Source organism: Coxiella-like endosymbiont, from assembly GCF_030643785.1.
Taxonomy (GTDB): domain Bacteria; phylum Pseudomonadota; class Gammaproteobacteria; order Coxiellales; family Coxiellaceae; genus Coxiella.
This window is the reverse complement of the sequence record NZ_CP094378.1, coordinates 482,177-506,866: the sequence shown is the minus strand read 5'-3', so window position 1 is coordinate 506,866 and position 24,690 is coordinate 482,177. Positions and strand designations below refer to the sequence as shown.

Below are 24,690 nucleotides of genomic sequence, written 5' to 3'. Positions count from 1 at the left end.
AAAGCTTTTTCAATAGCCCCTCGATTTATTGGCGAAGGTGTTTAGAAGCCTTTAGTTTCTTTTTTTCTGACGACGTCTGCGCAAAGACCACAAGGTTTCAATAGGTCCAGAAATCACATAGAGAAAAGAAAGAATAAGCAGAATATCGGGCGGATCAAAGGCAATTAATGCAAGGATCAATACTATTCCCAAGATCACCACAAAAGGAACACGATTGCATAAATTGACGTCTTTAAAACTACGATAACGAATCGTGCTCACCTTCAGAAGTCCCAATAAGATAACCACGATGGTCATGAGCAATGCAATGCTTTCCCCTACCACATCATAAGTACTACATACCCATACGATACTCGCTACCAATGCCGCCGCAGGCGGTGTGGGAAGACCCTGAAAATAACTTTTGTCGATTTTTTTGCCTGAACGTTAAATCGTGCCAAACGCAAAGCAGTACAAGCTGCATAAATGAATGCAGCCAACCATCCCGGCTTGCCCATAATCGCCAGAGACCAGCTATAAACTACCAAGGCCGGAGAAATGCCAAAACTAATCATGTCAGACAAACTATCAAGCTGGGCCCCAAATTCGCTCTGGGCATGCAATAACCGAGCAATTCGACCATCTAAACCGTCCATAATAAGAGCAACAAAAATGGCTATAGCGGCCGCTTCATAACGACCTTTCATGGAAGATACGATGGCACAAAACCCTGCAAACATAGCACCTACAGTAAACAGGTTTGGCAAGAGATAGATGCCACAAACTGGGAGTTGCTTGATTTCGGTCACGGTTGCCCCTGGCAGATTTTGTCAAAGTGCTATAATATGTGCCACCTAAATATATCACACATTATAGTGCGCCATTCAATAGACCATACAATGAAAAATAAGAAGCCGAGAATAATCATTGAAGGAGTGACAGAATCAGGTGAACCCTTTCGACCCAGCGATTGGGCCGAACGCATGAGTGGCACGCTTTCCACCTTTCATAAACACCGCATTCACTACTCCCCCTGCTACAGCCTTCTCTGAAAGATGGTCACAAATGCGTCATCGTCGACCCTCATCTCAAACAATCCAATCCTGAGCTTTATGAGTCTATAATAAAATTTGCCAAAGCTAATAACTTACGAATTTGTAAGGAAGATTCCGATTGAATAGCCAGAGGAAAAGGGTATCATACAAGGTCGCTTACTAACAAAAAATCGCCAAGAAACTGTTTTTACAGAGGGACAGAAGCATTTTGACACCTTGTTATTGGATATCGCAAAAGCAAAACATTCGATTGATTTAGAGACCTATCTATTTCACAACGATACACTCGGGAAACGGATTGCACTTGAGCTAGCAGAAGCTGCAAAGCGTGGAGTTAAAGTTCGGGTAATGGTCGATGGCGCCGGTAGCCCTTTATGGAGCGCAAATTTTGCTCGTTTCCTAGAAGAATCAGGGGTAAAAACTAAGGTTTTTCATCCGTTTCCTTGGCAATTATGGGATTGGAGTCGTTCTATAGTTAAATTACCCTCTCTCATAAAATGGATTTATTTAATTCTAAAAATTAATTTTCGCAATCATCGGAAAGTCTGCATTATCGATAAAGAAATTGCCTATATTGGTAGTCTTAATATCAGCAAATATCATCTATCGACAGAAGAAGGGGGCGATGGTTGGCGCGATACTTCAGTGCGCCTTACCGGAACTGACTTAAAAGAATTAATCAAGGCATTTGATGTAGCCTGGTATCATCGCACGATTAAAGAACGTTTACGGGAAATTTTTCGTCAAATTCGAAAAGATCCCCTCATTCGTCTCAATTACACTCGCCACCGCCGACGCATTCTTTATAAAAATTTACTCCGTAAAATGGCTAATTGCACGCGCCGCATTTGGATTACCAATGCGTATTTTGTTCCTGATAATTTTCTATTAAAAAGATTGAAAGATGCTGCTCGCTCTGGGATCGACGTACGTATTTTATTACCTCGGAAATCCGATGTCGCTATGATGCCATGGGCCTCTTCTACTTTTTATTACAGTTTGCTTAAGGCGGGAGTAAGAATTTTTGAGTACCTGCCTTCGATGTTGCACGCGAAATCATTAATTATTGATGACTGGATGGTTATCGGTTCAAGCAATCTCAACCACCGTAGTCTGATTCACGATTTAGAAGCGGATATTCATATCGCTTCCAAAGAAGCGAAAAGAATATTAGAACAACAATTTTTAGAAGACCTCAAAAATTCTCGCGAGGTTTCATTAGACAGTTGGCAAACGTTGCGTCCTCGAAGTCAACGGTTGATGGGGCGGTTAGTCCTCTACATTAAATACTGGATATAAGCAGGACTAAAAAATACCCTAACATACCCTATATAAAAATAAAACACCAAATCCTCTCCCAATTCCACTCCGGCGCGAAGTGGCTAAAGTAAAAACCATAGTCCAAAGGTAAAAAAGAGCATCATAACAGGATAATCACGCCTAAAAACCGCCGATAAAACTAGACCAGGCGCGATAAGAGCTGGTATTACCATAACAGCTAGCGAATTAAATAGGTTAGAACCAACGATATGGTCAACGGCAATGTCATATTCTTTTTTCAATGCCCCTACATCAACGTATCTGCAAATTCTCGCAGAGAAGTACAAATTGTCAAAACAGTTAAGCCAATGACAAACTCACTAATTCCTAATAATTGGGCCGCATTCAAGCACCATCTACTGAAAGTTCAGAACTAACAAATAATAACGAGATAACCCCTGAGCTACTAAAAAACACTTTTTCCGATAAGTCATGGTGGCCTTTTCAAGTTTTGCCTGAAGCAATATTTCTTTAAAGTGGAATGCTTGGTTTTTTAACATTGTGAGCGACATCCAATACAGATGAACGATTAGCAGAAAAATTAAAAGAACTTCTCTCCTTCTACACGAGACAGATAATCACTCCACAATAGAATCCTGAACATAAGGGACATAATAATTAAAATAGAAAGTTCCAGGAAGTTCCCATTTAATCAAACGACACTTATATCGCAATTATTAGAGCAACTACACCAGGAACCAATCGAATTAACGATATTCGATCCAACCACGTTTCCAATTGCCATTTGAATTTTTCTTGAATTTTTCCATGAAAAAAAGACGTAAATGTTGCGCTAAAGAAGCAGAAGCGGTAATAAAACATTGCACCCCACCCCATATCCAAGCAATCCCGCGCCAACGACAAGCTCAGCAATAATCTTTAAAATTATCATGCTTTAACAAATGTCAATTGATTATCCTTTCTCTCAACTTTAATTATCGAGCCTGGCACAAATTTCCCCTCTAAAATTGCTTGAGAAAGGAGGTTTTCCAAATAGTGTTGCAAAACTCGTTTTAAAGGTCGAGCACCATAGGCGGGGTCGTAACCCAGTTTCGCTAAATAATCAAGAGCCTCACTATTTATCCTTAATTGATAATCTTTTTCTCTCAAACGCGCTTTGATCCGCCCGATTTGAATCCCTGCAATATTGCGAATTTGGTTTTCTTTTAAAGAATGGAAAACAACCGGTTCATCGATCCGGTTAATAAATTCTGGTCGGAAATGCTGAGCAACTACCTCCATTACAACTTCCTTCATCTTTGCATAACTTTCACCAGCAAATTCCTGAATCAATTGAGAACCGAGATTTGAGGTCATTACCACAACGGTATTACGAAAATCAACTGTCCTTCCCTGCCCATCGGTTAATCGTCCATCGTCGAGAACTTGTAATAAAATATTAAACACATCATTATGTGCTTTCTCCACCTCATCTAACAAAATAACGGAATACGGTCGACGCCGGACAGCCTCAGTAAGGTATCCTCCTTCTTCATAACCAACGTAACCCGGAGGAGCACCAATCAAACGAGCGACGGAATGTTTTTCCATAAATTCGGACATATCAATGCGCACCATAGCCTCTTCAGTATCAAAGAGAAAAGCGGCCAGTGCCTTGCATAATTCAGTTTTACCCACACCTGTGGGACCTAAAAATAGGAAGGAACCGATAGGTCGATTAGGATCGGATAATCCAGCACGCGAACGACGGATAGCATTTGAAACTGCACTCACTGCTTCATCCTGGCCAATTACTCGTTGATGAAGCACTTCTTCCATATGCAACAATTTTTCGCGCTCTCCTTCAAGCATTTTTGAAACAGGAATATGGGTCCATTTAGACACAACTTCGGCTACTTCTTCTTCTGTCACCCGACTTCGTAATAATTTATGCTCCCGAAATTGATCTTCTTTTTTAGAAGCAGCCGATAATTTTTTTCTAATTCAGGAATAATTCCATACTGCAATTTAGACATTCGCGTTAAATCACCTACACGACCGGCCGCCTCTAAATCAATACGCGCCTGCTCCAATTCTTCTTTGATTTGTTGCGTTCCGTGTAAAGCAGCTTTTTCACTTTTCCATATTTCTTCTAAATCAGAATATTCTTTTTCAACGTTTTTAATTTCTTTTTCCAAGTCAGCCAACCGCTTCCTGGATGCTTCATCTGTCTCTTTTTTTAATGCTTCACGCTCAATTTTCAATTGAATAAGTCGGCGTTCCAACCGATCAAGTTCGACAGGTTTTGAATCCATCTCCATACGAATTTGGCTTGCTGCTTCATCGATTAAGTCAATGGCTTTATCAGGCAAATTTCGATCAGTAATGTAACGTTGTGATAAGGTTGCTGCCGCAATTATCGCGGGATCTGTGATCTCCACACCGTGATGCACTTCATAGCGTTCTTTTAAGCCACGCAAAATAGCGATAGTATCTTCTGTGGAAGGTTCATCCACCAGTACTTTTTGGAAACGACGTTCCAAAGCAGCATCTTTCTCAATATATTTTCGATACTCATCCAATGTGGTAGCACCTACGCAATGAAGCTCGCCCCGCGCTAAAGCTGGCTTTAACATATTACCAGCATCCATAGCTCCTTCTGCCTTACCTGCACCAACCATAGTATGTAATTCATCAATAAATAGAATAATTCGCCCTCCCTGTTTAACTAAATCTTTTAATACTGCTTTTAACCGTTCTTCAAATTCTCCGCGAAATTTTGACCCTGCAATGAGCGCTCCCATATCCAACGCTAAAATCCGTTTATTTTTTAACCCCTCTGGGACTTCTCCGTTGATGATTCGCTGCGCCAAACCTTCTACAATGGCGGTTTTACCGACACCAGATTCTCCAATCAACACAGGATTATTTTTAGTGCGTCGCTGTAAAACTTGGATAGTCCTACGGATTTCTTCATCACGACCAATAACGGGATCTAATTTTCCAATTTCAGCTTTTTTCGTAAGATCGATAGTATATTTTTTCAATGCTTGTCTTTGTGCTTCAGCACCTTGTTCAGTAACGCGTTCCCCACCACGTAAGTTTTTGATATTTTTTTCAATAGTTTTTTTATCAGCACCAGCTTCTATCAAAAGATCTCGTAATCGACCTTTAGCCTCTAATGCAGCTGGAATAAACAATTCCGAAGAAATGTATTTGTCTTTATTTTGTTGGGCCAACTTGTCCATTAAAGTTAAAATTTGCACCAACTCCGAAGATAAATGAACCTCTCCGCTCGTACCTTGAACTTGAGGATAATTATCGATTGCCTTGTCCAACCCATCGATCAACCGCGACAAATTAACACCTGATTGTTGTAATAATGGTACAGTAGTGCCGTGTTCTTGCTCTAGCAACACTTTCATTATGTGGACCGGCTCGATAAATTGTTGGTCTCGACCCACGGCTAAAGATTGGGCATCCGCTAATGCTGTTTGAAACAATGTTGTAAATTTATCCATTCGCATGAAAGTCTCCTCTCCAAAGTTCGATTCTAATAACACTTACTCAGAGTCTGAGAGTAACACCGTTAGTTCTCTAAAATCATTAAATAGCCATATCACGAGACGGCACTAAAATAACTATTATTTGTTAAATCTGGGCGATATGCGATAATTTCAACCATTACTGATGAATTTTAATTACTAACCCACGAGCGGTAGGTTCAGTAACACCGAGCTCTCCCTGCCTTTCTCGCGGAGTGGATTTGATGGTTTCACTCTCCGAAGATTACATCCTTGAGATTGTAGCCGAAACCGGTACTATCGATAAAGCTATGCTGCGACCTGGGATTCCCCACTACCAACTCATTATCGTTGAAAGTTCAGAAATTTTAGTAGAAAAGCTTAAAAGCAAATTTCCTTTAATTAAAATCCTCCATGGCGATACTAAAAATTTATCTGCATTGCTTGGAGATTTATCGAAAAATATTGACACAATAGTTTCGAGTTTACCTCTATTAATCACCACCAGAGGAAATAAAAAATAAAATAATTTATGAAATTGAAAAATTGTTGAAGCCGGAAAGTTATTACATTCACAATATACTCATAGCTTTTTTTTCAGTGTCTTTGAATCAAAGGTTCGATTTAAGTTGAAAGCGGACTGATAGATTATCGTTCAATATCCACTCCACTAATGTTTAGTTATATAATTAGCCATGGCTGGGCGAAAATAACACTTCGGAATATGAAGCTAAAACTTTCTTGGCCCATTCATAATCACAAAGATCGCATATAACAAATTTAATCTGATCATCAGAGGAAAGGTAATTAAAATTTACAAATTTATTTCGGGAAGTTTCATTGGAGCCAGGAGTTTTAACGTCAAGAATTTTTATTACCCAAGGGAATCTACCTACACCTACCCGCAGAAATATCCAACACCCATATCTAACACCCCGCTCGTTTCTAGGGAAACGTTATAACCCAAATCACATAAGCTTTCAATAACGCGAAATAATCCAATAACACGAAAATAATCCAGCTGAGCCAAGGGTATGGGGTTCTCTCCACTCCATCGTAACCGTCTTCATCACATAGGGACACTGAATAAGCGCCCGCACAGGGCGCCGGGGCCCCCGGCCGCCGCGCGCGGGGGCCCCCTCCCCTCCACCACAGCACACCCCCTTTAATTTCTCTCCTAAAAAGGCATAGGGCGTATCACAATAGGAACAACGGAGCAAGGCTTGGGGGCAACACAACCCCCCGTTAGCCGAATAAAAACAGTTGTCAATCCCACACTCTTTGTTTCTTCCTGTAAGAAAAAAATTTGGGAAATCCAGAGGCTTGTTCACAATAAAGGGTTCGTTGATGGCGAATTAGCCGCTTCCAACTGCTGCAAACGAATACTCGCTAATTGCGCCACCGTTGAACTGGGGTGCTGTTTTTTTATTTCCATTAATTCTCGTTCAGCTTGAGCAACTTGATTATTTTCCGCATGAATAATGGCTAACTTTAGTTGAGCATCGAGTACTTTTTCTGATTTAGGAAATTTATTTTTAATTATTTGAAACTCTAACGCTGCTTTTTTTCTGTTTTTCTGTTCCAGGTAGATTTCCCCGAGCCAATAATGGGCATTAGCGACATAATTTCCATTAGGATAATCATTCAAATAATTTTGAAAAGAAGCTTCAGCTTTATCATATTGATTTTTAGTTAAAAAATTAAGCGCCGTTTGATAAGCAGTGGAGTCTTCTAATTGAATATTCCCATTATTGGAAAGCGAATTTCGGGTAGTTTTTTGTGAAGAAGAATTATCATTTGAGCTATCACTATTTAAATTTTTGAGCTGCGTTATTCTTTGGTTAAGATCGTTATAAAAACTACGCAGTTGGTTATTTACCAATTGTAAATCGTGCTGCTGCTCTTGCAATTGACCTCGCACTTGGGCAAGTTGCTGTTGTAGATCTGTAATTTTCTGCGGCAGATTTATATTAATAAGGTTATTCATTTGCTGTTCTAGACGAGCTATGCGCTGACTATCAGTCAACGGCTGCGTAGGTGAAGAAGCCGCAGGACCAGGAGGAGTGATTTCAGTAGCTGACCCATTGGAGCTTTCGACAGTAGCTGTTATAGGTATTTCCGCTGGAGTCTCTTGGCCACTAGTTTGCTGGGTAATATCAACAACAGGCGCATCACCCAGCGCGACAACCTCTATCAATAAAAGGGTAGTTAAACCCGTTAGGGCATACAAAATCTTTATTTTCATCCTCAATAAGCCTCATAAATCAAATTAACTCGTCGATTCAATTGCCATGCGTATTCATTGTTACTCGTAACTACTGGATGCTCCTTTCCGTAGCTCACCATATCGAGCTGTGATGGCTCTACCCCTTCTTGTTCAAAAATGCGAGCAACGGCCTGATCACGGTGCCAACCTAAGCCGATGTTGTATTCTCGACTGCCTCGGTTATCAGTATTACCTTCAAGACGGACTTTTGCTTTCGGATTGGTAGCTAAATAATTAGCCTGGATATGAATTGCTTGAAGATCAACAGACCTCACTGCCGTACTATCAAAATCGAAATAATACGTTTGATTGGCAGGCGCAACCAAGGAATTGATAATTTCACCTTTCGAATCTCGCATCACTTGACCGTGATAACCGGATTGTCCTGCCAATGCATAGGTTTTAGCGCCGTTTCCAACCCCAGTTGCTGCACTTTCGCCACTCATAGAAGGAGTGTGGCTTTTACAAGCCGTCAAACCAAGTATCGCCATACTCAAAATAGCCCATTGGAATCTTTTCCCCATATGTACTCCTCTAACTGTTGTTGATCCCACCATTCTTACTGTCTCCTACTCCGAATTATAGTATTAACCTAAAAATGGGGACCACGCGGGTTCTTGGACAATTCCCTCTTTCGAGGGCAACCGCAGTTTCACTTGTCCATCGATAGAAACCTGCGCGAGTACTCCTTGTCCTCCATATTCCGTCGCATAAATGATCATCTTACCATTCGGAGCCAAACTCGGCGATTCATCTGCCCCACTTTGGGTTAAAATTTGCAATTGCCCCGTTGTTAAATCTTCATACGCAATCCCAAACAAGCCGTTCTCTCGATGCATCATCACAATCGATTTCCCATCAGGTAAAAAAGATGCTCGCGCATTGTAATCACCTCGGTAAGTCAAGCGAGTAATTGCATTATCATTGAAAAAGTGTTTATAAATTTGCGGTGTCCCATCACGATTAGAAGTAAAGAGAAGAATTTTTCCATCAGGCGACCAAGTGGGTTCGGTATTAATAGCCCAATCATTCCAATCATTAGTGATTTCGCGCAATTGTTTCGTGGCTAAATTTAAAACATAGATATTAGGGTTTCCTGTTTTGGTAAGTACTAACGCTAAACGGGTTCCATCTGGTGAAAAAGCAGGTGCTCCGTTGATCCCTGGGGCGTCGCTAATTCGTTGCCGCTGTCCAGTAGCTAAATTTTGTACATAAATAGCCGCATGCTGCCCTTCAAAAGAAACATAAGCAATTTTTTCCCATCCGGAGACCACGTGGGAGACATAATAGGCATATGAGAAAGCAAAAGAGGTTGAGGATTAAAACCATCCGCATCTGCCACCTCTAAAGTGTATATAGGAGGTTTATCTGGGGAACGCTGCACAAGGACGTAAGCAATTCGTGTGGAAAAAACACCTCGGACTCCGGTCAGCTTTTGATAAATGAGATCACTGATATGATGAGCGAGACTTCGTAAATTTTGCACCCTCACATTAAACGAATCGCTTAATAAGACATTGTCCGAATCAAAAATATTCACTAAGGTAAAGGTCACTTGATAATGATTAATTCCAGATGGTCGAATAGCACCAATAACCACCGCGTTGACTTTTTGTTTTCGCCAATAACTGTAATTTACTTCTTGTATAGATTCTGGAGTCTGGCCTAAATTATCGGGTCCCATTACTCGAAATTGCCCACTTTGCTGTAAATCGTTTTTGATTACTTGAAGAATTGTTTGATCTCCGAGAACGGAAACGGATGTTCCTACGAAAGGCGCAATAGCAATGGGGATCGCAGAAGTCATCCCTTGGGTTAATTCTAAATCTAATGCGCCATAGGCGGGAATAAAAAATAATGAAGCGAGGACATAAAGGGCTAGTCGATATCGTTTTCTCATGGCTTTCACTTCGTGGGATAACTATCGCCAGATTATAGTGCTGCTACTATCCTTCATGCAATAGTTATGAATTCACTTGGACCTGCAGAGGTCGAACCGTCAAGTGTAATTCCCGAAATTGAGAAAAGAGAGCACTATCTTGGGGAACAGGTAAAGGAGAAGCTTTAAAGACCGCCATTCGAGCCGACCGGTCGAGGACAAGGTCGCCACTGCTCTTAAGTGTTGTTACCGATAAAATAACTCCGCCTGGTGCTAAGTGAATAAGCAAAATACATGAAAGATTCTTATCGGCGTTTTCAGGCAAAATCCATTGTTGTTGAATAGCTTGTATGATTTGCACTTTGTATTGATCTAAAACTCCCTGAGTCTGCGCTGTTTGACGCACTTTGGTTACTTGAGCCTGTTCTCGCTGTATTTCTTGTTGCAATAATTGCTGTTGTAATTTTTGTTGTTTGGATGCCAGTTTATGTTGTTTAATTTGCTCCTGCTTTTTCAAAGCTAATCCTTTTTTCTGTGCTAATGCTTCTTGCTCTTCCTGTTGCTTCAAACGCAGTCGTTTTGCATGCAAAGCCGCAAGTCGCTTTTGTTCAGCGATTTGTTCTTTTTTTAAGGCCTGAACTCTTTCTTGTAGTGCTCGAGCACGTGCTTGCTCAGCTTCGCGCTTTTGTTTTTCTTCTTTTTTCATAGCATTAATTTCATTATCGATAGCTGCCTGGTTTACCGTTTCTGCTTTAATAACAGTCACAGGGTGAGATGGATTATTCAGTCGATACGTATTCGAGGAAGATAAGTTAATCGTAAGTGCAATCAATAAAATTATATGACAGAAAATAGAAATACCAACGGGTAAGCGATAAGAGGGTGGTATTTTTAGCACTCAATCTCCTAGAATAGATCAACATTAGTATTGGAAATATTTTTGTAATTCTTCCAATACTTGTTGTAACATATTCTTATCTAAATGCGCCCCATACTCGGACGACCGTTAAGATAATTAATTATATAATCGCCACCAAAAGGTAAATTACGCGTTATCTGATCCTTTGTAAGGACAGCAGCATAATCCACATAACTCTCTAAAATTAAAAAGGGACGAGATCCTGCAGTAAACAAAGAATGGCCCACAGTATAATCAGAGAGGGAGTTTTTGCAACCGAAGTATTTCTGTTAGCAGAGTAGCACAATATCATAATGGGAGGTAAGATAGGAATAAATCTGTAGTTTTTTCCCAGCCAATAAGCACTAGCATGAACCCAGTACCCCATACGCTCATCCTTAAGTTGTTCATTGTGATCCACTGTAATAATGACAAATGACAATCGTATTTTTTAATAAATCATAGCTTTTTAAATCATCCAGTACTTTCTTAACTTCACTATCTACAAAATAAACGACATTGTGGTAACGATTGACATAGGCAATTGAATCGGAATTGGGAGTAAGTGAAAAACGATCGCACTGTTTAACAGCAAGTTGGAAAAGTTTATAAGTATGGTGTAGTAGAGGCACAATAATTATATAAAGAATGAATCCCAAAAAAGTCGATCCGGTTATCGATTTTTTAAAAATTAGTCAAATTCGCGAGTAATAGCACGATCACGAGCCACGAGCCACCGTATTATTTCCAGGCGTCCACATTAACATGTGTTTTATTTCCGTAAAAATAATTTTGTCAAATACTGGAAAATTTAGAGAGGCACTGGTGAAAATCTCCATTTGATAATTATTTTTTAAAAATTGATGGATTAATAAAGGTTGTCGATCTGACTTAAAAAAGCTCACCAATAATTATCCGGTATCCCATAAAAAGGGATACTAATCTAGGTTAGGTACAATTGTCCCACTCCAGTGATTTTTAAATTGCAACCTTCCTTGAAAAAATTTATAAATGTTAGGCGTTATAAATGTTAGGCGTGTGTATATTTTATTCATGGCATCATAACGCCAGATATCAGAACGCCAGATATCAATATAATGAGTACGTTTAATAATTTCTTATAGATGCTACATTGAAGTGGATGGAAAGGATATTTATGTGAGTGATTTATTTCTCGTAAAAATAAACTTCGGCTTTTGGTGTTAAAATTCGTCTGATACTAAGAGCACCTGGCATTAATAATTCGTAGATCTCGTCATAATAAGGAAAAATTCGCACTGCTTTTAAAACAATATGATTATCGATAGGGCTAAACCAATGTCGGTAGGTCATCGCTGTTGCAACAAACATGCAACTATAAGAATCCAGGAAGAAGGTTATTAAACTACCAGTAAAAACATACCCTCGATATCTTTTATTTTCTTTAACCACTCTACCGCCATACTAATAAAGCAACGAAATACTCCACTACGAGTAAAATAATAACTAAGCCAACTAATAAAATTTGCTCCAGTAGTGATAATGAAATTACTTCTGATAAAAGCATCGGCTTAAAAAATACGCTATCCTACACTGAGATAGTGCATGTGATACAAGTCAAAAGTCACACTATCAATAATCAAAGCAGCAACGAGTAATGAGGTAAAAATGATACCTAATGTAAATCTAAGCCATCGGCAGGAGAATAGAGTGATTATTCTAATTACAATCAAGCAACCAAAAAAGAACAAAACTCCTGGTTGAGTGATGAATGAAGCAATTAAAAATATCCATCCTAATGCTATGCCACCTACCGTAATACCATTTATTGAGTAAAATTTGGGAGCATTCGAAAATAATTAAGACCAATTAATAGGATCCAGGAACGTATTAATTAAAAAACTATCCTGCCCAACGGTATAAAGCACCGTCGGGATTGGGCGGGTGATTGAGACATGACAGATTCCTTATAGTCGTCGCTAGAAGCATCTATTATCGAATGAATAGTCTGTGAGATAGAAGATTGATGAGTTAACCACCTAGGACAGTGTGTAATTTTCTGTCTCTGCTTGGACTAGCACTCTCACAATCCTACCATAATCCATAAAAAAGGCTATCTAAGGAGGAATCAATTTAATGGTATTTTTCTGTGATCAGCATTGGTTCTCGTTAAAGAAGAACTCTACAATTTCCCAATGACATACCAGTCGCGTTGTAGAGAATCGTATCCCCGTTCTCTTTCGCTTCTTTGTATATTTATCCTGTATTGCACTTGCTATTGCAGCTGTTTATGGATAGATAATCACATGGCGCGACTTTCTTTTAAGAATATTTATCGGAAAAATCTATTTAAAATATTAAATACATTCTCCAACATTTTAGTATCCAAATTAGACCCCAAGAACATATTTACCATTAGGATAAAGAATGGCATAATTTTCTTCAAGATAGATCCGAGTTACTTGTTTCAGGCTTACAATCCCATAGTCAATATAGCTATTGATAATGAGAGGAGAGTGTTCTTCTTTTTTGAGCAAAGATTTTCCAATACTGTAGTCCAACATGAGATTTTGACAATTCAGCACTCCTTGCATTAGGGAGGGGATCACATCGTAATGACTGTTTCGATAATTTATTTTAGGCTTTTTAGCAGGCTAATATATGATCAAAGGTGTATGCACTTGCCACGGGTGTATAATCGCTCGCATGTCCCCAATAGGTTCTGATGATTTTCATTAAATTCTTCGCCAAGATCCGCAGTGATAATCACAATGGTATTTTTTAATAACTGATGGCCTTTCAGCGCTTGTAATACCTACCTGCCCTACTAAAGCATCATCAAAATGCGCCGCATTTTTAAATTAAGGTAACAGGTCAGTAGAATTGTTTAACAATAAACGATTGCAAACTTTTATAGCAGATTGGAAGGGTTTTGGGTAATTTACCCGATGACTCGCAATAATTGTGTATTTCATCATAAAAAACAAAACTAAAAAAGGCTTTTTAAGGTTTCTTTTTGAGGTTTATATAGTTGATAAAATGTTTAAATTCTTGCGTGATACGTCGACCACGGTCATAAAGATTCAGCGCCTGGGTATATTGATCTGTAAATTTTTTATTTAATGAAACACTGTTTCATCAAAAGCGGGATAATGCAAAGAAGTACTTCGAAAAATATCGGTCTGATAATAATCTTTTAATATTTAATAATTCATGAATTAATTGATGAATATTGATGAATAAAGATAGGAGAACGATGTTGTTTCAACACTGCGGTCCAATAGTTAGCTGGAAGGCTGTAAAATAAAGAGAAAATCCTAGAACGCATGCAATTTTCGCCACTTAAATTATCTCGAAATACCCAAGATTTTTTGGAAAATCGATAAATGTTCAGTGTTACCTTAAAGTTATGTCAAATCGCCACGCGTCTAACGCTATAATAACAATATTGTAAGGGTTTTGAGGTAGTCGACATTGTAGAGAAGAGAATGCAAAGGATAATTGAGAGGCTTAGCCACTTGCACATTTTGCACAAAAACTATCATCCAGGGTTTCCAATTCTAAGCTGGAATCTTTTACAGGTAATAATAAACCGAGTACAGCATTGTAATAAGGAATAACTTGCGCTTCCATTACGAGAACATGATTACTACTTTGAGGACTAACATCTTCAATTACATCTGCTGCGGTTGTAGCCAGCGTTAATCTGTAAGATAAAAATAAGCATGCCGCAAAAACGAGACCAAACAACCAACTATGCCGCCAAGTTTTGTTATTTACTTTTTACCATACATAAAGGCAATGGCTTGTTTCCAAACCAATTAATAACAAACCAATTACAACCACGCTGCTCCACTCAATCTATCATAATTTCAAGGCTTGATTAAAAGCCCTTACTCCGATAATTTGCCATACTACGCCCCCGTGCCCCGCGGACTAAGTGGTAATGATAGAGATGATAAACAAGCGCATCTATCTGCCACAAAAAAAAGGCTAATACCGACAAGGAGCACAAAAATGCGAAGCAGGCCGATTGACCGAAAAGTCCTGTTAGCATAAAAACCCAACCTAGAATCACTCCCATGTGAGTCACCACAAAGGAATGGAATCAAAATTGGATAAGTAGAAAAATTGGATAAGTAGAAAAGGTAATTAAAACCAATAAAGAAGTAAATGCATGCATTAGCAGTGAAAAACTACCCTGCCCAACGACAGAGTAATCGTCTGCAAAGAAGGCGGTATTCTTTCTTTTAAATTTGTGCTAGATTTATTTAGGTGAATCTCTTTAAACAGGAAGAGATAAAATGCACAATAACTCAGAGGAACTACTATAAAAATAAAAAAACTCTTAACAACCATGATGATGCTATTCGTCATGGATGCGATGGCTGCTTGTAAGCAAGCTATGCTGACCCCACCCACCCCAGTAAGATAATTAAATGAGAGCAAACGGTTAACCACCGTAAATCCAGTGTGGACTCTTCGCATTTCGAATTTAACGAATTTAGTTCCACTCGGTTTTTTCTTTAAATAAAACCGCTAGGTGCTTAATGGGTAAATCTTCTACTTCATGGTTTTGACGAAATTTATACTCCAAAGTATCTTTATCCAAACCACGCTCACTAATTACTAATCGATGTGGAATACCTATTAAATCCATGTCGGCAAACATGACACCTGGTTGTTCTTTGCGATCATCCCAGAGTACGTCAAAACCTGCTTCGATGAACTCATGGTAGATTTGTTCACAAGCTGTCTGCACCCGATAAGACTTATGCCTATTGAGACCAATTAAAGCTATTGAAAAAGGAGCCATTGCTTCAGGCCAAATAATTCCGGCTTCATCATGATTCTGCTCGATTGCTGCCGCCACCGTTCGCGAAACACCGATTCCATAACAGCCCATTTGCATATAGCAGCTTTTCCCCGTTTCATCGATAATTGTGGCCTTCATTTTACGACTATATTTTTCACCAAGTTGAAACACTTGACCCACCTCAATTCCCCGAGCAAAACGCAAGTGACCTTTACCATCAGGACTTTGATCCCCTGCAACCACATTCCGAAGATCAGCCACTTCTCCTAAAGGAACATCACGATCCCAATTAACGTTTATAAAATGAAAATCATCTTCGTTGGCTCCGCAACAAAAATCAGCCAAATGCGCAGCGTCTCGATCCACGATATAGGGAAGCGGCAAATTCACAGGCCCCAAAGATCCAGGCCTAGCACCAATAGTTTCCCTAATTTCTTTTGTATTGGCAAAAACCAATGGAGAAGCGACGCCGGCTAGGTTCTGGGCTTTTACCGTATTTAATTCGTGATCACCTCGTAAAATAAGCGCCACAAAAGGAGATTTTTCTCCTTTCACGATAAAGGTTTTGACGCCTTTTTCCGGGAAAATATTGCATGTCTTCGCTAATTGTTTAATTGTACGAACGTTGAGGGTTGCTATTTTTGTCATGTCAGCCGTAGGTGCTGGTCGTTCACTTTGCGGCGCCTGAGCGCTCGCTTTTTCAATGTTGGCCGCGTAACCACTTTCATCGCTATAAACCACAACATCTTCACCCACATCGGCCAGCACTTGAAATTCGTGAGAATAGTCACCACCAATAGCACCAGTATCCGCTAATACTGCACGAAAATTTAATCCCAAACGAGTAAATATACGCACATAAGCGTCATACATTTTATTGTAAGCCGCTTGCATCCCCTTTTTATCGGGATCAAAAGAATAAGCATCTTTCATTAAAAATTCACGGGAACGCATTACCCCAAATCGGGGACGAATTTCATCGCGAAATTTAGTTTGGATCTGGTAAAAATTAACAGGTAATTGTTTATAACTACGCAATTCCTGGCGAGCGACATCCGTAATTACTTCTTCGTGGGTAGGACCAAAACAAAATGCATTCTCATGCCGATCAATAATTCTTAATAATTCAGCTTCGTAAGCTTCCCAGCGATTCGATTCTTGCCATAAGTTCGCCGGTTGCACTATAGGCATTAATAATTCTAGCGCACCACTCCGATTCATTTCTTCCCGAACAATGTTTTCCACTTTTTTTAAAACACGTAACCCTAAGGGCAACCAGGTATATAAACCGCTCGCCAATTTACGTAACATGCCCGCACGAATCATCAATCGATGGCTGGTAAGTTCGGCATCTGAAGGGATTTCTTTAACAGTAGCTAAAAAAATTGACTAACTTTCATAAGTGAAAAAGTGTAGCACAACCAATGATTCCCACCTAATGTTTAGTCTTAGGGCGATATCATGATTAATTTACTAATAACTCTTTAGTGGTTTTAAAGGCCAAGAGGGATGGCCCTCAATAAAACAGCCGGCGCGAACATGGTTTCAGCTTCATCTGTCTGTTCTTCGTTCCAGAGCAAAACTCGTACGGGACGCTTTCTTCCGTCTACTAAGTACTTATTCCTCTTGCATCATTTCAACTAAGTTAGTTAATGCATAACTGACCAGCGCTACCAAGGCAATAGAACAATAGAACAAATGCTATAAATAGCCTTGTATTCTTATGAAGAAATTAAATTATCTTTATTACTAATTCAAATATCGCACCACTAATAGAATCAATGGAGGAGCACTGGCTAAATAGGATATTAGCCACTGATTGCCAAAAACGATAGTCATGGTTTTTTTCGGACGTTAGAATTTGATTTTACCACTTTGAAACTTTCCGATTGAGGCAATCGACCCATTTCCTCTATCCCTTCTGGGGTTAAGGGTGTTTGATCCGAAGGCAGGGACAAACTGACGAAGATTATAATAGTGCGGGCTACCAAGTCCACCAGATAGATCTGATAACCCCAAAGGCAAGCAACTCATGCAGCGGGCACAATAATGAGTTCTTCCAAAATACGATGGTCAGTGGTGAAAATATGGTTCTCTACAAAAGACCTAACCACTTTTTCTTTCACACTAAAGTAACAAACCGTCCCCTGGAACCGCCGATTAAAACTAAGGAGGAAATCATTTCAGGAAACCATTTCTTCTAATTTTCTTCTAATTTTTCAAATCAAAATCAAAGAGAGTTTGACGTACAATGGTTTTAACAGGGTGTCTCATAAAAATCTCCTTATAATTGGTGAAGCCTGACTTTATCACACCGATCTTTAACGTCAATAATCAAGAAAAATTAATTTTATTTTAATTAATTTAACGCCTAATTAAATCAGGCAAATCGAGTGACTCACCCATCGCAATTTTCATAAAATAGTTTTTGAGGAAATTAAGTCGATTAGTCATTGTCAATCCCATATTGCGCGCTTGAACAATAAAAGGCGATTGAGTGCCAAAGCATTCTTTAAAGAATTGCATGGCTGCTAGCATCATAACGTTATCTCCTTTGCGCCAACGCTCATAGCGACGCAAAACCCGAAAACTACCCACGTCACATTTTTCATGATGAGCGTCAATAATGCATTGCGCTAAACAAGCGGCATCCATAAAACCCAAATTAACTCCCTGTCCTGCTAGAGGATGAATCGTATGCGCTGCATCACCGATTAATACCCTGCGAGAATCTAAATATTTTTTTGCATGACGCATTATTAAGGGGATAGATTTGGGTTGCGTTAGCCGCTGAATCTCACCTAATCGTAACCCAAAAGGACTATTTATTTTGGCATTAAATGATTTTTCATCGGCGGCTATTAATTGGGTTGCTTCTTCTGGAGAAACCGAGCAAACAATGGCACAATTATGGGGATCGGCTAAAGGTAATAAAGCTAACACAGCGTCTGGTAAAAACGCTTGCCAACCCGTTTGTTCATGAGGATTTTTGGTTTTAACGACGGCGACGACGGCGCTTTGTTCGTAAGAACGCTTTTGTATATTAATATTCATTTGCTCACGAAGCCATGAGGCTGAACCGTCGGCTCCTACGAGCAGTGAAGTCTGAATTGTTTTTTGATTATCTAACTCAAGAGCAATACATTCATCAAAAGATGAGAGGTTCCAAGGTTGAGCTGGGCAAATAAATTTGACTAAGGGATCCTCTTGTAATTTTTGCCAGAGAACTCGAACAATCTCCCGGTTTTCGACAATGACGCCCAAATCGGATGCACCAACGTCGGCGCTGTCAAAAATAATTTCTCCTCCACCAGAGCTATCCCACACATCCAATTTAACTAAAGGAGAATAAGTTGACTTGCGAATATCCTGCCAACAATTAATTTTTTTAATAATCGTCTGGAAACTGCGTTAATTGCACTTACACGAGAATCTAAACTATCTTTACTACAACGCAACAAAGGTTTTTTTGCTTCAATAAGGGTAACTTTTATTTCTGCATTTGCTAATAACGCTGCTAATAATAGCCCCACCATCCCGCCACCAATAATGGCGACGGATATCAATTCAGACCGTGTTGTCACATCCATTCGAGTTCACCTCGCACTAGTTTAGGCAAACGTCCCGCTAAACCAAGCAAGCGTTTGGCCAATTGATTTTTAATCGGGGGCAACAATTCTGTCGCTAACAATCCTAAACCTCGGACTTGATTCGCCAAAGGTAATTGTAAGCCAAACCATTGTGAAATATTTCGAGTTAATCCAATTATTCGATCCTGATCCTCTTTACGCCATTTAATATATTCTTGTAAAATATTAATTTCTCCCAAAAGTTTATGCTTCTGATAAGCAGAGACTATCAATTCGCTGAGCGCTGCCACATCTCGTAATCCTAAATTAAAACCCTGAGCAGCAATGGGATAAAGGGTATGGGCAGCATTTCCTAATAAAACAAAGCTTGGACGAATTTGTTCTTTAGCAATTAGTAGCTGTAAAGGGAATTGCTTCCCTCGTTTAAGCAATTTAATTTCTCCTAAACGATTTTTAAAGATTTTCTGAACCTTACTTTGAAATTCCTCATTAGACCAACCACTAACTTTGTCAGCCAATTGTTTCGACAAAGACCAAACTAAACGACACTGACTCTGGTTAAAGAGCGGTAAAATAGCCAGCGTTCCTTGCCGCGTAAATCGCTCATAGGCAGTTTGATTATGTGGTTTTGCTAATTCTATTGAGGCAATCAGTGCAACTTCATTTTCATTTTTTTCTTCTGTAGGAATATTTAATAATCGCCGCGCTGTAGATTGGGTTCCGTCCGCAGCAACGAGCAAATTTGTTTGCAGATCTTTTTCTCCCTCAACAGTCAGACAATTAACCGAAGCTACCCCACCACAATGAATAGCAAGAATTTTAGTAATGGGGATAATTTCTACATTCTTTTGAGAGGCCGATCGTTGATAAAGTACGTGCTGTAATTTATAAAAAGGAACTACATAACCTAAAGCGGGAACTCTTAATTCACTGGCTCGAAAACGTAAGGTGCCTAATGCACCTTGATCAGAAACGTGGACGGTAGAAATAGGACAAGATTCAGCAGCCAGGTCTTCCCATACACCTAATGTTTGTAATATTTGATAGCTAGCATACGAAAGTGTAATAGGCCTCATATCTTTCTGAAGAGCTAAAGTTGCCTCGGGCAAATGATGCTCTAAAATTTTGACTTGCAGCCCCTGATTTTGCATAGAAACTGCTAAACTTCTCCCGACAAGACCTGCACCAATAATAATGAGGTCTGATTTGTTTTTAGAAACTGGCATAGCAAGCATCCTATCATGCCAGCGCCAATTTGAGATACTTTTAACTTTCACCAAACTAAAACCCGGCCTCGCGAGAGGGGGTAAAATTGAGTATGATGACGACTTTCAAGTACAGGAAATTACCATGACCAACAGCTTCATTAAAAATCGATTATTCCAATTACGACAATTAATGCGAGAAATTGGTGCCTATTATTACTATATTCCCGCCACTGACCCCCATAAAAATGAATACCTCCCTCCTTGTTGGCAACGTCGAGCTTGGATTAGTGGATTTACAGGATCCGCAGGAGACGTCATTGTGGGAATGGATAATGCCTTTCTATGGACCGACCCTCGGTATTTCTTACAAGCAGAACAGCAGCTTGATAGCACGCTTTTTGAATTAATGAAAATGGGTCAAGGTGAAACGCCCGTTATCGATCAATGGTTGCGTGAGCAAAAAGGGGCCATCATTTTTGCTACAGACCCTCAAGTTATTAGCATCCACCAAGTAGAAAAAATTGAGAAGGCCTTGCTCCCACAGAAAGGAAAACTTCTATTAGTAGACAATAATCTCGTGGACCAATTATGGAAAGATCGTCCGGCACTTCCAAACTATCCCATTCGACTCCACCCCGAACAATATGCTGGTGTAAGTGCTGAAGAAAAACTTGTCACTCTTCGTAGAATTCTGCAATCCGAAAGCGCAGATGTTCTGGTAATGAATATTCTTGATGCTATTGCCTGGCTATTTAATATTCGAGGAAACGATATTGATTACAATCCACTCGCTTTAAGCTACGCCATAGTCACACAAAATGAGTCCTTCTTATTTACAGACCCACAAAAGCTTACTGAAGAGGATAAAATCTACTTCAAAAAGATTAAGGTCCAAATAAAATCTTATCACACTTTGGGCGAAGCCCTTGCCAACTTGGCCTGCTGTGTTTGGATTGATCCTGAAACAACCAATTGGTGGATTCGAAAACAGTTAAAAAATACCAAAAATCTTATTTATAAACCCTCCCCTATTACATTGCTCAAAGCACTTAAAAATCCCGTAGAAAAAAAGGTGCGCAAAAAGCACATATCCTTGACGCTATCGCCATGGTGCGCTTTTTACATTGGCTGGAAAACCACTGGCCAGAAGGCGTGAGTGAAATAACAGCTGCTCAAAAATTGGAAGCCTTTCGTCGAGAAGACTCGCGCTGTTTAGATTTAAGCTTTCCCAGCATTAGTGGTTTCGGCTCTCATGGGGCCATCGTACATTATGCAGCTACACCAGAAACTGACATCTCTATTGATGATTCTACACTTTATTTGATCGATTCAGGTGGGCAGTATCTCTCAGGGACTACTGATATTACTCGTACTATCCACTTAGGAAATCCCACGCAAGAACAAATGCATCTTTATACCTTAGTCCTTAAAGGACACCTTGCGATTCGCCACACAATCTTCCCCAAAGGAACGTGTGGGGAACACCTCAACGCTTTTGCCCACCAATTTTTGTGGCGTGAGGCACTAGATTATGGTCACGGGACTGGACATGGCGTCGGGAGCTATTTGTGCGTGCATGAAGGACCCCAAGCCATCACGGCCCGCTATACACAAATTCCCCTGCAACCAGGCATGATCGTAAGCAACGAGCCTGGCGTTTACATGAACAATCAATATGGAATTCGAATTGAAAACCTCTGTTTGGTTACTGAAAAATTCAAAGCGAACGACAGTATGATGGGTCACGGCCCTTTCTATGGCTTTGAAGACCTTACATTAGTTCCCTATTGTCGAAAACTCATTAATCTACCAGATCTTTCTGAACAAGAAATTCAACAGGTTAATGATTACCATCATCAAATTTACCTTATATTAAAAGATTTATTATCGAATAACAAATTAAATGACTGGTTGTACCAAGCAACAATACCGCTCTGAGAAAACTATGTGAGGTTGACCTAATTAGGGGAAGGCATTATTCTTAATTTATAATCAATACCTAAAGTTAGTATTTTTTATAAAAGAAATACTAAGAGGATATCCCAGGGATGCAATCACCACACACTATTGAACTCAGTGAACTCGAATATCAAGTAGATCACTTATTGCGTTCATTAGAGCGTTTAAAAACAGAAAATAATATGCTACGGCAAAAATTAGCAAATAATGCACGGGAAAGATCTTTATTGGTAGAAAAAATCTTCATGCCGCTCAGAAAATAAAAAAAATAATCGCACAATTAAGGGAAGAAATGCCATGAGTGATGTTGAGCAAAATATTATTTCGGTAAAAATTCTCGACCGCAGTTATAAAATCAAATGCCCTCCCGAACAAGCGCAAGCGCTCCAACAAGCCGCTAACTATGTCGATGAGCAAATGCGGAAAGTGCGTAAAACCGTAAACATCAATAGTACCGAACATATAACTATAGTAACGGCTCTAAATATCTACCATGAACTCATGCATGAACTCATGCATTTGCGTAAACAAAAAAATAATTATATCGATGTTATGAATCAGCGTATTCAGGACCTTCAACGACGCATTGAAAATTTCCTGGAAACTAACCAAGAAATTGCTGTATAATTATAGTATCCTCTGTGACTATCGTTGCAAGTACCGCATATTTGAACCGATACGAATATGATAGGGAATTGGTCGTGGTCACGCTGTTGAGCAAGCCCATCGAAGTCGCATTACCGATGGGGAGCCTGAGGTAGTGCCCGCCTCTCCCACTTGAGCCTTTGGGTTCAATCAACGGGCTTGCGACGACGTCATAGAGGTTTTTAATGCATTCAACCACTGATAAAAAGCACCTGCGCGCCTTTCTTCGTCATCGCCGTAGCGCTCTTTTTCTTCAAGAACGAATTTATGCGGCCCAAGCCGTTTATAATAAAATAATGACGCTCAACCCTTTTTGGGTTAGTCAAAATATTGCGTTTTACAAGGCACACGATGCTGAAGTGAGTATTGACAATGTGCTCAAAAAAGCGCAGACAATCCAAAAAAATTGTTATTTGCCTGTCTTGCGTTCTTGTCAGCGCCAGTTAGATTTTTATTCCTATCATTTAGAAAATCCTTTAATTAAAAACCGTTTCGGCATCGAAGAGCCTGACACCTCCCAAGAAAAACTCATTTCCATAGCCAATCTCAATTTAATTTTTCTACCCTTAGTTGCCTTTGACAAAAGGGGTAATCGGTTGGGTCGTGGCGCAGGATATTATGATCGGGCTCTAGCGCCTTTAAAAGATAGAGCTTTAAAAAAACCACCGGTATTGGTAGGGATCGCTTACAACTTTCAAAAAATTAACAAAATCCGCATCGAAAAATGGGATGTTCCATTAAATTTTGTTATAACAGAGAAAAAATTTATCAATTTTAGGATGCCATAGTTAATTAAAATTTCTTGTCATTCCGTTTTTGTAATCGAAGTAATCGACAATCGATTGTCTTTACCCAAAATAATCACATCCTTTAATCTGGGGATTCTCCGCAACTCCTCCAATTTTATATTTCGATCAAATTTTTTCTCAAATTGAATATCTACCGTAAACCAGCGGGACTTTTCAGGCAAGCTTTTGGAATCGTAATACTTACCTTCTTTTATCAAAATCGGTAGTATCAGGATAGGCTTCTCGCACGATTTTTACCACTTCTACAATCCCAGGTTCTTTACAGAAAGCCTACTCATTTTTTTCATTCCGTCTCGCATAAAATTGTGTGCTTGATAATTACGAATACCATCCCATTACGTAATTTTATTTCGCTTCAAATCATCGATGTTAAATATGGAAGGTTCCGTTTTAAACAGCCAAAACACTTATCGTCTTTTCCGTAACAAGAATCCCATAAATAAAATATTAATAAAATATTATTAATATGGTATTACAATTTGAAAAATAACGGAAAATAAAATAATGGCCAGAAGCGTCCAAATAAAACCAATAATTCTTAAAACCAGAATACCCTCTCACCCGCACACCCCCAACGAAAAAAGCATAAAAAAGCATAATGGTAATAACTCAATACTGTAATGGCCGCAACCACCATACCCCAAGTTACAGCAGTAACTACTAACGTTAATCCAAGCAAAGGCAAAACTAAATGCTAACCCAACACCAATAATAAAATTAGAAGAATCACAAGCACCCAGGGAAAAGTTCGACGGTTGGGGTGTTTTCCATAGTTAACTCCTTAAGCAAGCATTAATCATATCATAGGTTTTAACTACCCGAG

22 protein-coding genes and 6 pseudogenes are annotated in these 24,690 nt (G+C 39.4%); 8 read left to right on the top strand and 20 right to left on the bottom strand.

Annotation, left to right across the window (positions count from 1 at the left end; genetic code table 11):
• Positions 1–25: 25 nt before the first annotated feature.
• Positions 26–788, bottom strand: a pseudogene (gene pssA / locus MRH55_RS02630) (CDP-diacylglycerol--serine O-phosphatidyltransferase).
• A gap of 90 nt (positions 789–878) precedes the next feature.
• Here pssA and MRH55_RS02625 point away from each other — a divergent pair.
• Together MRH55_RS02625 and MRH55_RS02620 are read left to right on the top strand one after the other, a co-directional pair.
• Positions 879–1,156, top strand: a pseudogene (locus tag MRH55_RS02625) (DUF3579 domain-containing protein).
• A 19-nt stretch (positions 1,157–1,175) separates the two neighbouring features.
• Positions 1,176–2,333 carry a phospholipase D-like domain-containing protein gene (locus tag MRH55_RS02620; RefSeq protein ID WP_304986095.1) on the top strand — a complete coding sequence of 386 codons (1,158 nt, stop codon included), beginning with the start codon at positions 1,176–1,178 and terminating at the stop codon, positions 2,331–2,333.
• 83 nt (positions 2,334–2,416) lie between these two features.
• Here the strand turns inward: MRH55_RS02620 and MRH55_RS02615 are convergent, their stop codons facing one another.
• On the bottom strand, positions 2,417–2,596 hold the full coding sequence (locus MRH55_RS02615) for a calcium:cation antiporter family protein (protein ID WP_304985905.1): 180 nt from the start codon (positions 2,594–2,596) through the stop codon (positions 2,417–2,419).
• Between the two features lie 646 nt (positions 2,597–3,242).
• Positions 3,243–5,821: pseudogene (clpB, locus tag MRH55_RS02610) on the bottom strand (ATP-dependent chaperone ClpB).
• Positions 5,822–6,063: 242 nt separating this feature from the next.
• On the opposite strand from clpB, the gene MRH55_RS02605 reads away from it, so the two are divergent.
• Positions 6,064–6,342, top strand: a complete 279-nt coding sequence (locus tag MRH55_RS02605) for a hypothetical protein (RefSeq protein ID WP_304985904.1) — start codon at positions 6,064–6,066, stop codon at positions 6,340–6,342.
• A 456-nt stretch (positions 6,343–6,798) separates the two neighbouring features.
• Here MRH55_RS02605 and MRH55_RS02600 read toward each other — a convergent pair whose 3' ends face one another.
• The 16 genes and pseudogenes from MRH55_RS02600 to ubiH all read right to left on the bottom strand — a co-directional run bounded on the left by MRH55_RS02600 (position 6,799) and on the right by ubiH (position 20,481).
• Positions 6,799–7,056 carry a hypothetical protein gene (locus MRH55_RS02600; RefSeq protein WP_304985903.1) on the bottom strand — a complete coding sequence of 86 codons (258 nt, stop codon included), beginning with the start codon at positions 7,054–7,056 and terminating at the stop codon, positions 6,799–6,801.
• An 89-nt stretch (positions 7,057–7,145) separates the two neighbouring features.
• Entirely contained in the window at positions 7,146–8,063 is a 918-nt protein-coding gene (ybgF, locus tag MRH55_RS02595) for a tol-pal system protein YbgF (RefSeq protein ID WP_304985902.1), read from the bottom strand.
• Between the two features lie 2 nt (positions 8,064–8,065).
• Complete coding sequence (locus MRH55_RS02590; RefSeq protein ID WP_304985901.1) at positions 8,066–8,641, bottom strand: OmpA family protein; 576 nt, start codon at positions 8,639–8,641, stop codon at positions 8,066–8,068.
• A gap of 30 nt (positions 8,642–8,671) precedes the next feature.
• Positions 8,672–9,984 (bottom strand): annotated as a pseudogene (gene tolB / locus MRH55_RS02585) (Tol-Pal system beta propeller repeat protein TolB).
• Between the two features lie 64 nt (positions 9,985–10,048).
• Positions 10,049–10,861 carry a cell envelope integrity protein TolA gene (gene tolA, locus MRH55_RS02580; protein ID WP_304985900.1) on the bottom strand — a complete coding sequence of 271 codons (813 nt, stop codon included), beginning with the start codon at positions 10,859–10,861 and terminating at the stop codon, positions 10,049–10,051.
• Between the two features lie 80 nt (positions 10,862–10,941).
• A complete protein-coding gene (locus MRH55_RS02575; protein ID WP_304985899.1) occupies positions 10,942–11,109 on the bottom strand; it encodes a hypothetical protein in 168 nt (55 codons plus the stop codon).
• A 159-nt stretch (positions 11,110–11,268) separates the two neighbouring features.
• Complete coding sequence (locus MRH55_RS02570; RefSeq protein ID WP_304985898.1) at positions 11,269–11,493, bottom strand: hypothetical protein; 225 nt, start codon at positions 11,491–11,493, stop codon at positions 11,269–11,271.
• A gap of 87 nt (positions 11,494–11,580) precedes the next feature.
• Positions 11,581–11,766, bottom strand: coding sequence for a hypothetical protein (locus tag MRH55_RS02565; RefSeq protein WP_304985897.1), 186 nt, complete (start codon positions 11,764–11,766; stop codon positions 11,581–11,583).
• 262 nt (positions 11,767–12,028) lie between these two features.
• Positions 12,029–12,211, bottom strand: a complete 183-nt coding sequence (locus MRH55_RS02560) for a hypothetical protein (protein WP_304985896.1) — start codon at positions 12,209–12,211, stop codon at positions 12,029–12,031.
• A 212-nt stretch (positions 12,212–12,423) separates the two neighbouring features.
• The gene (locus MRH55_RS02555) at positions 12,424–12,591 is read right to left on the bottom strand and encodes a DUF3413 domain-containing protein (protein WP_304985895.1); all 168 of its coding nucleotides are present in this window, start codon (positions 12,589–12,591) and stop codon (positions 12,424–12,426) included.
• 639 nt (positions 12,592–13,230) lie between these two features.
• Positions 13,231–13,434 (bottom strand): hypothetical protein, encoded by a 204-nt coding sequence (locus MRH55_RS02550; protein ID WP_304985894.1) that lies wholly within the window; start codon positions 13,432–13,434, stop codon positions 13,231–13,233.
• Positions 13,435–14,350: 916 nt separating this feature from the next.
• Positions 14,351–14,590, bottom strand: coding sequence for a hypothetical protein (locus MRH55_RS02545; RefSeq protein WP_304985893.1), 240 nt, complete (start codon positions 14,588–14,590; stop codon positions 14,351–14,353).
• Positions 14,591–15,344: 754 nt separating this feature from the next.
• Positions 15,345–17,056, bottom strand: a pseudogene (locus MRH55_RS02540) (proline--tRNA ligase).
• 964 nt (positions 17,057–18,020) lie between these two features.
• A complete protein-coding gene (locus tag MRH55_RS02535; RefSeq protein ID WP_304986094.1) occupies positions 18,021–19,022 on the bottom strand; it encodes a UbiH/UbiF/VisC/COQ6 family ubiquinone biosynthesis hydroxylase in 1,002 nt (333 codons plus the stop codon).
• Positions 18,995–19,246, bottom strand: a complete 252-nt coding sequence (locus tag MRH55_RS02530; RefSeq protein ID WP_304985892.1) for an FAD-dependent oxidoreductase — start codon at positions 19,244–19,246, stop codon at positions 18,995–18,997. Before MRH55_RS02530 ends, MRH55_RS02535 begins: the two co-directional genes overlap by 28 nt.
• Entirely contained in the window at positions 19,237–20,481 is a 1,245-nt protein-coding gene (ubiH, locus tag MRH55_RS02525; protein ID WP_304985891.1) for a 2-octaprenyl-6-methoxyphenyl hydroxylase, read from the bottom strand. The genes MRH55_RS02530 and ubiH overlap by 10 nt, the downstream gene beginning before the upstream one ends.
• Before the next feature lie 115 nt (positions 20,482–20,596).
• On the opposite strand from ubiH, the gene MRH55_RS02520 reads away from it, so the two are divergent.
• From MRH55_RS02520 to MRH55_RS02500, 5 genes and pseudogenes are all read left to right on the top strand, one after another.
• Positions 20,597–21,610, top strand: a complete 1,014-nt coding sequence (locus MRH55_RS02520) for an aminopeptidase P family N-terminal domain-containing protein (RefSeq protein WP_304985890.1) — start codon at positions 20,597–20,599, stop codon at positions 21,608–21,610.
• Positions 21,562–22,392: a M24B family metallopeptidase gene (locus MRH55_RS02515; RefSeq protein WP_304985889.1), complete on the top strand. Its 831-nt coding sequence runs from the start codon at positions 21,562–21,564 to the stop codon at positions 22,390–22,392. Before MRH55_RS02520 ends, MRH55_RS02515 begins: the two co-directional genes overlap by 49 nt.
• 110 nt (positions 22,393–22,502) lie before the next feature.
• Positions 22,503–22,714: pseudogene (locus MRH55_RS02510) on the top strand (TIGR02449 family protein).
• Positions 22,711–23,040, top strand: coding sequence for a cell division protein ZapA (locus MRH55_RS02505; protein WP_304985888.1), 330 nt, complete (start codon positions 22,711–22,713; stop codon positions 23,038–23,040). The pseudogene MRH55_RS02510 and the gene MRH55_RS02505 overlap by 4 nt, the downstream one beginning before the upstream one ends.
• Positions 23,041–23,243: 203 nt before the next feature.
• Entirely contained in the window at positions 23,244–23,846 is a 603-nt protein-coding gene (locus tag MRH55_RS02500) for a 5-formyltetrahydrofolate cyclo-ligase (RefSeq protein ID WP_304985887.1), read from the top strand.
• 17 nt (positions 23,847–23,863) lie between these two features.
• Here MRH55_RS02500 and MRH55_RS02495 read toward each other — a convergent pair whose 3' ends face one another.
• Positions 23,864–24,028, bottom strand: a complete 165-nt coding sequence (locus tag MRH55_RS02495; RefSeq protein WP_304985886.1) for an EVE domain-containing protein — start codon at positions 24,026–24,028, stop codon at positions 23,864–23,866.
• Positions 24,029–24,690 lie beyond the last annotated feature (662 nt).

What these genes read in the sequence shown, in the direction of transcription:
- MRH55_RS02605 (WP_304985904.1), top strand. Translation starts at nt 6,064, where the DNA reads ATGGTTTCACTCTCCGAAGATTACATCCTTGAGATTGTAGCCGAAACC.
- ybgF (WP_304985902.1), bottom strand. Translation starts at nt 8,063, where the DNA reads ATGAAAATAAAGATTTTGTATGCCCTAACGGGTTTAACTACCCTTTTA.
- MRH55_RS02590 (WP_304985901.1), bottom strand. Translation starts at nt 8,641, where the DNA reads ATGGTGGGATCAACAACAGTTAGAGGAGTACATATGGGGAAAAGATTC.
- MRH55_RS02560 (WP_304985896.1), bottom strand. Translation starts at nt 12,211, where the DNA reads ATGTTTGTTGCAACAGCGATGACCTACCGACATTGGTTTAGCCCTATC.
- MRH55_RS02550 (WP_304985894.1), bottom strand. Translation starts at nt 13,434, where the DNA reads ATGCAAGGAGTGCTGAATTGTCAAAATCTCATGTTGGACTACAGTATT.
- MRH55_RS02530 (WP_304985892.1), bottom strand. Translation starts at nt 19,246, where the DNA reads ATGGATGTGACAACACGGTCTGAATTGATATCCGTCGCCATTATTGGT.
- ubiH (WP_304985891.1), bottom strand. Translation starts at nt 20,481, where the DNA reads ATGCTTGCTATGCCAGTTTCTAAAAACAAATCAGACCTCATTATTATT.
- MRH55_RS02520 (WP_304985890.1), top strand. Translation starts at nt 20,597, where the DNA reads ATGACCAACAGCTTCATTAAAAATCGATTATTCCAATTACGACAATTA.
- MRH55_RS02515 (WP_304985889.1), top strand. Translation starts at nt 21,562, where the DNA reads ATGGTGCGCTTTTTACATTGGCTGGAAAACCACTGGCCAGAAGGCGTG.
- MRH55_RS02505 (WP_304985888.1), top strand. Translation starts at nt 22,711, where the DNA reads ATGAGTGATGTTGAGCAAAATATTATTTCGGTAAAAATTCTCGACCGC.
- MRH55_RS02500 (WP_304985887.1), top strand. Translation starts at nt 23,244, where the DNA reads ATGCATTCAACCACTGATAAAAAGCACCTGCGCGCCTTTCTTCGTCAT.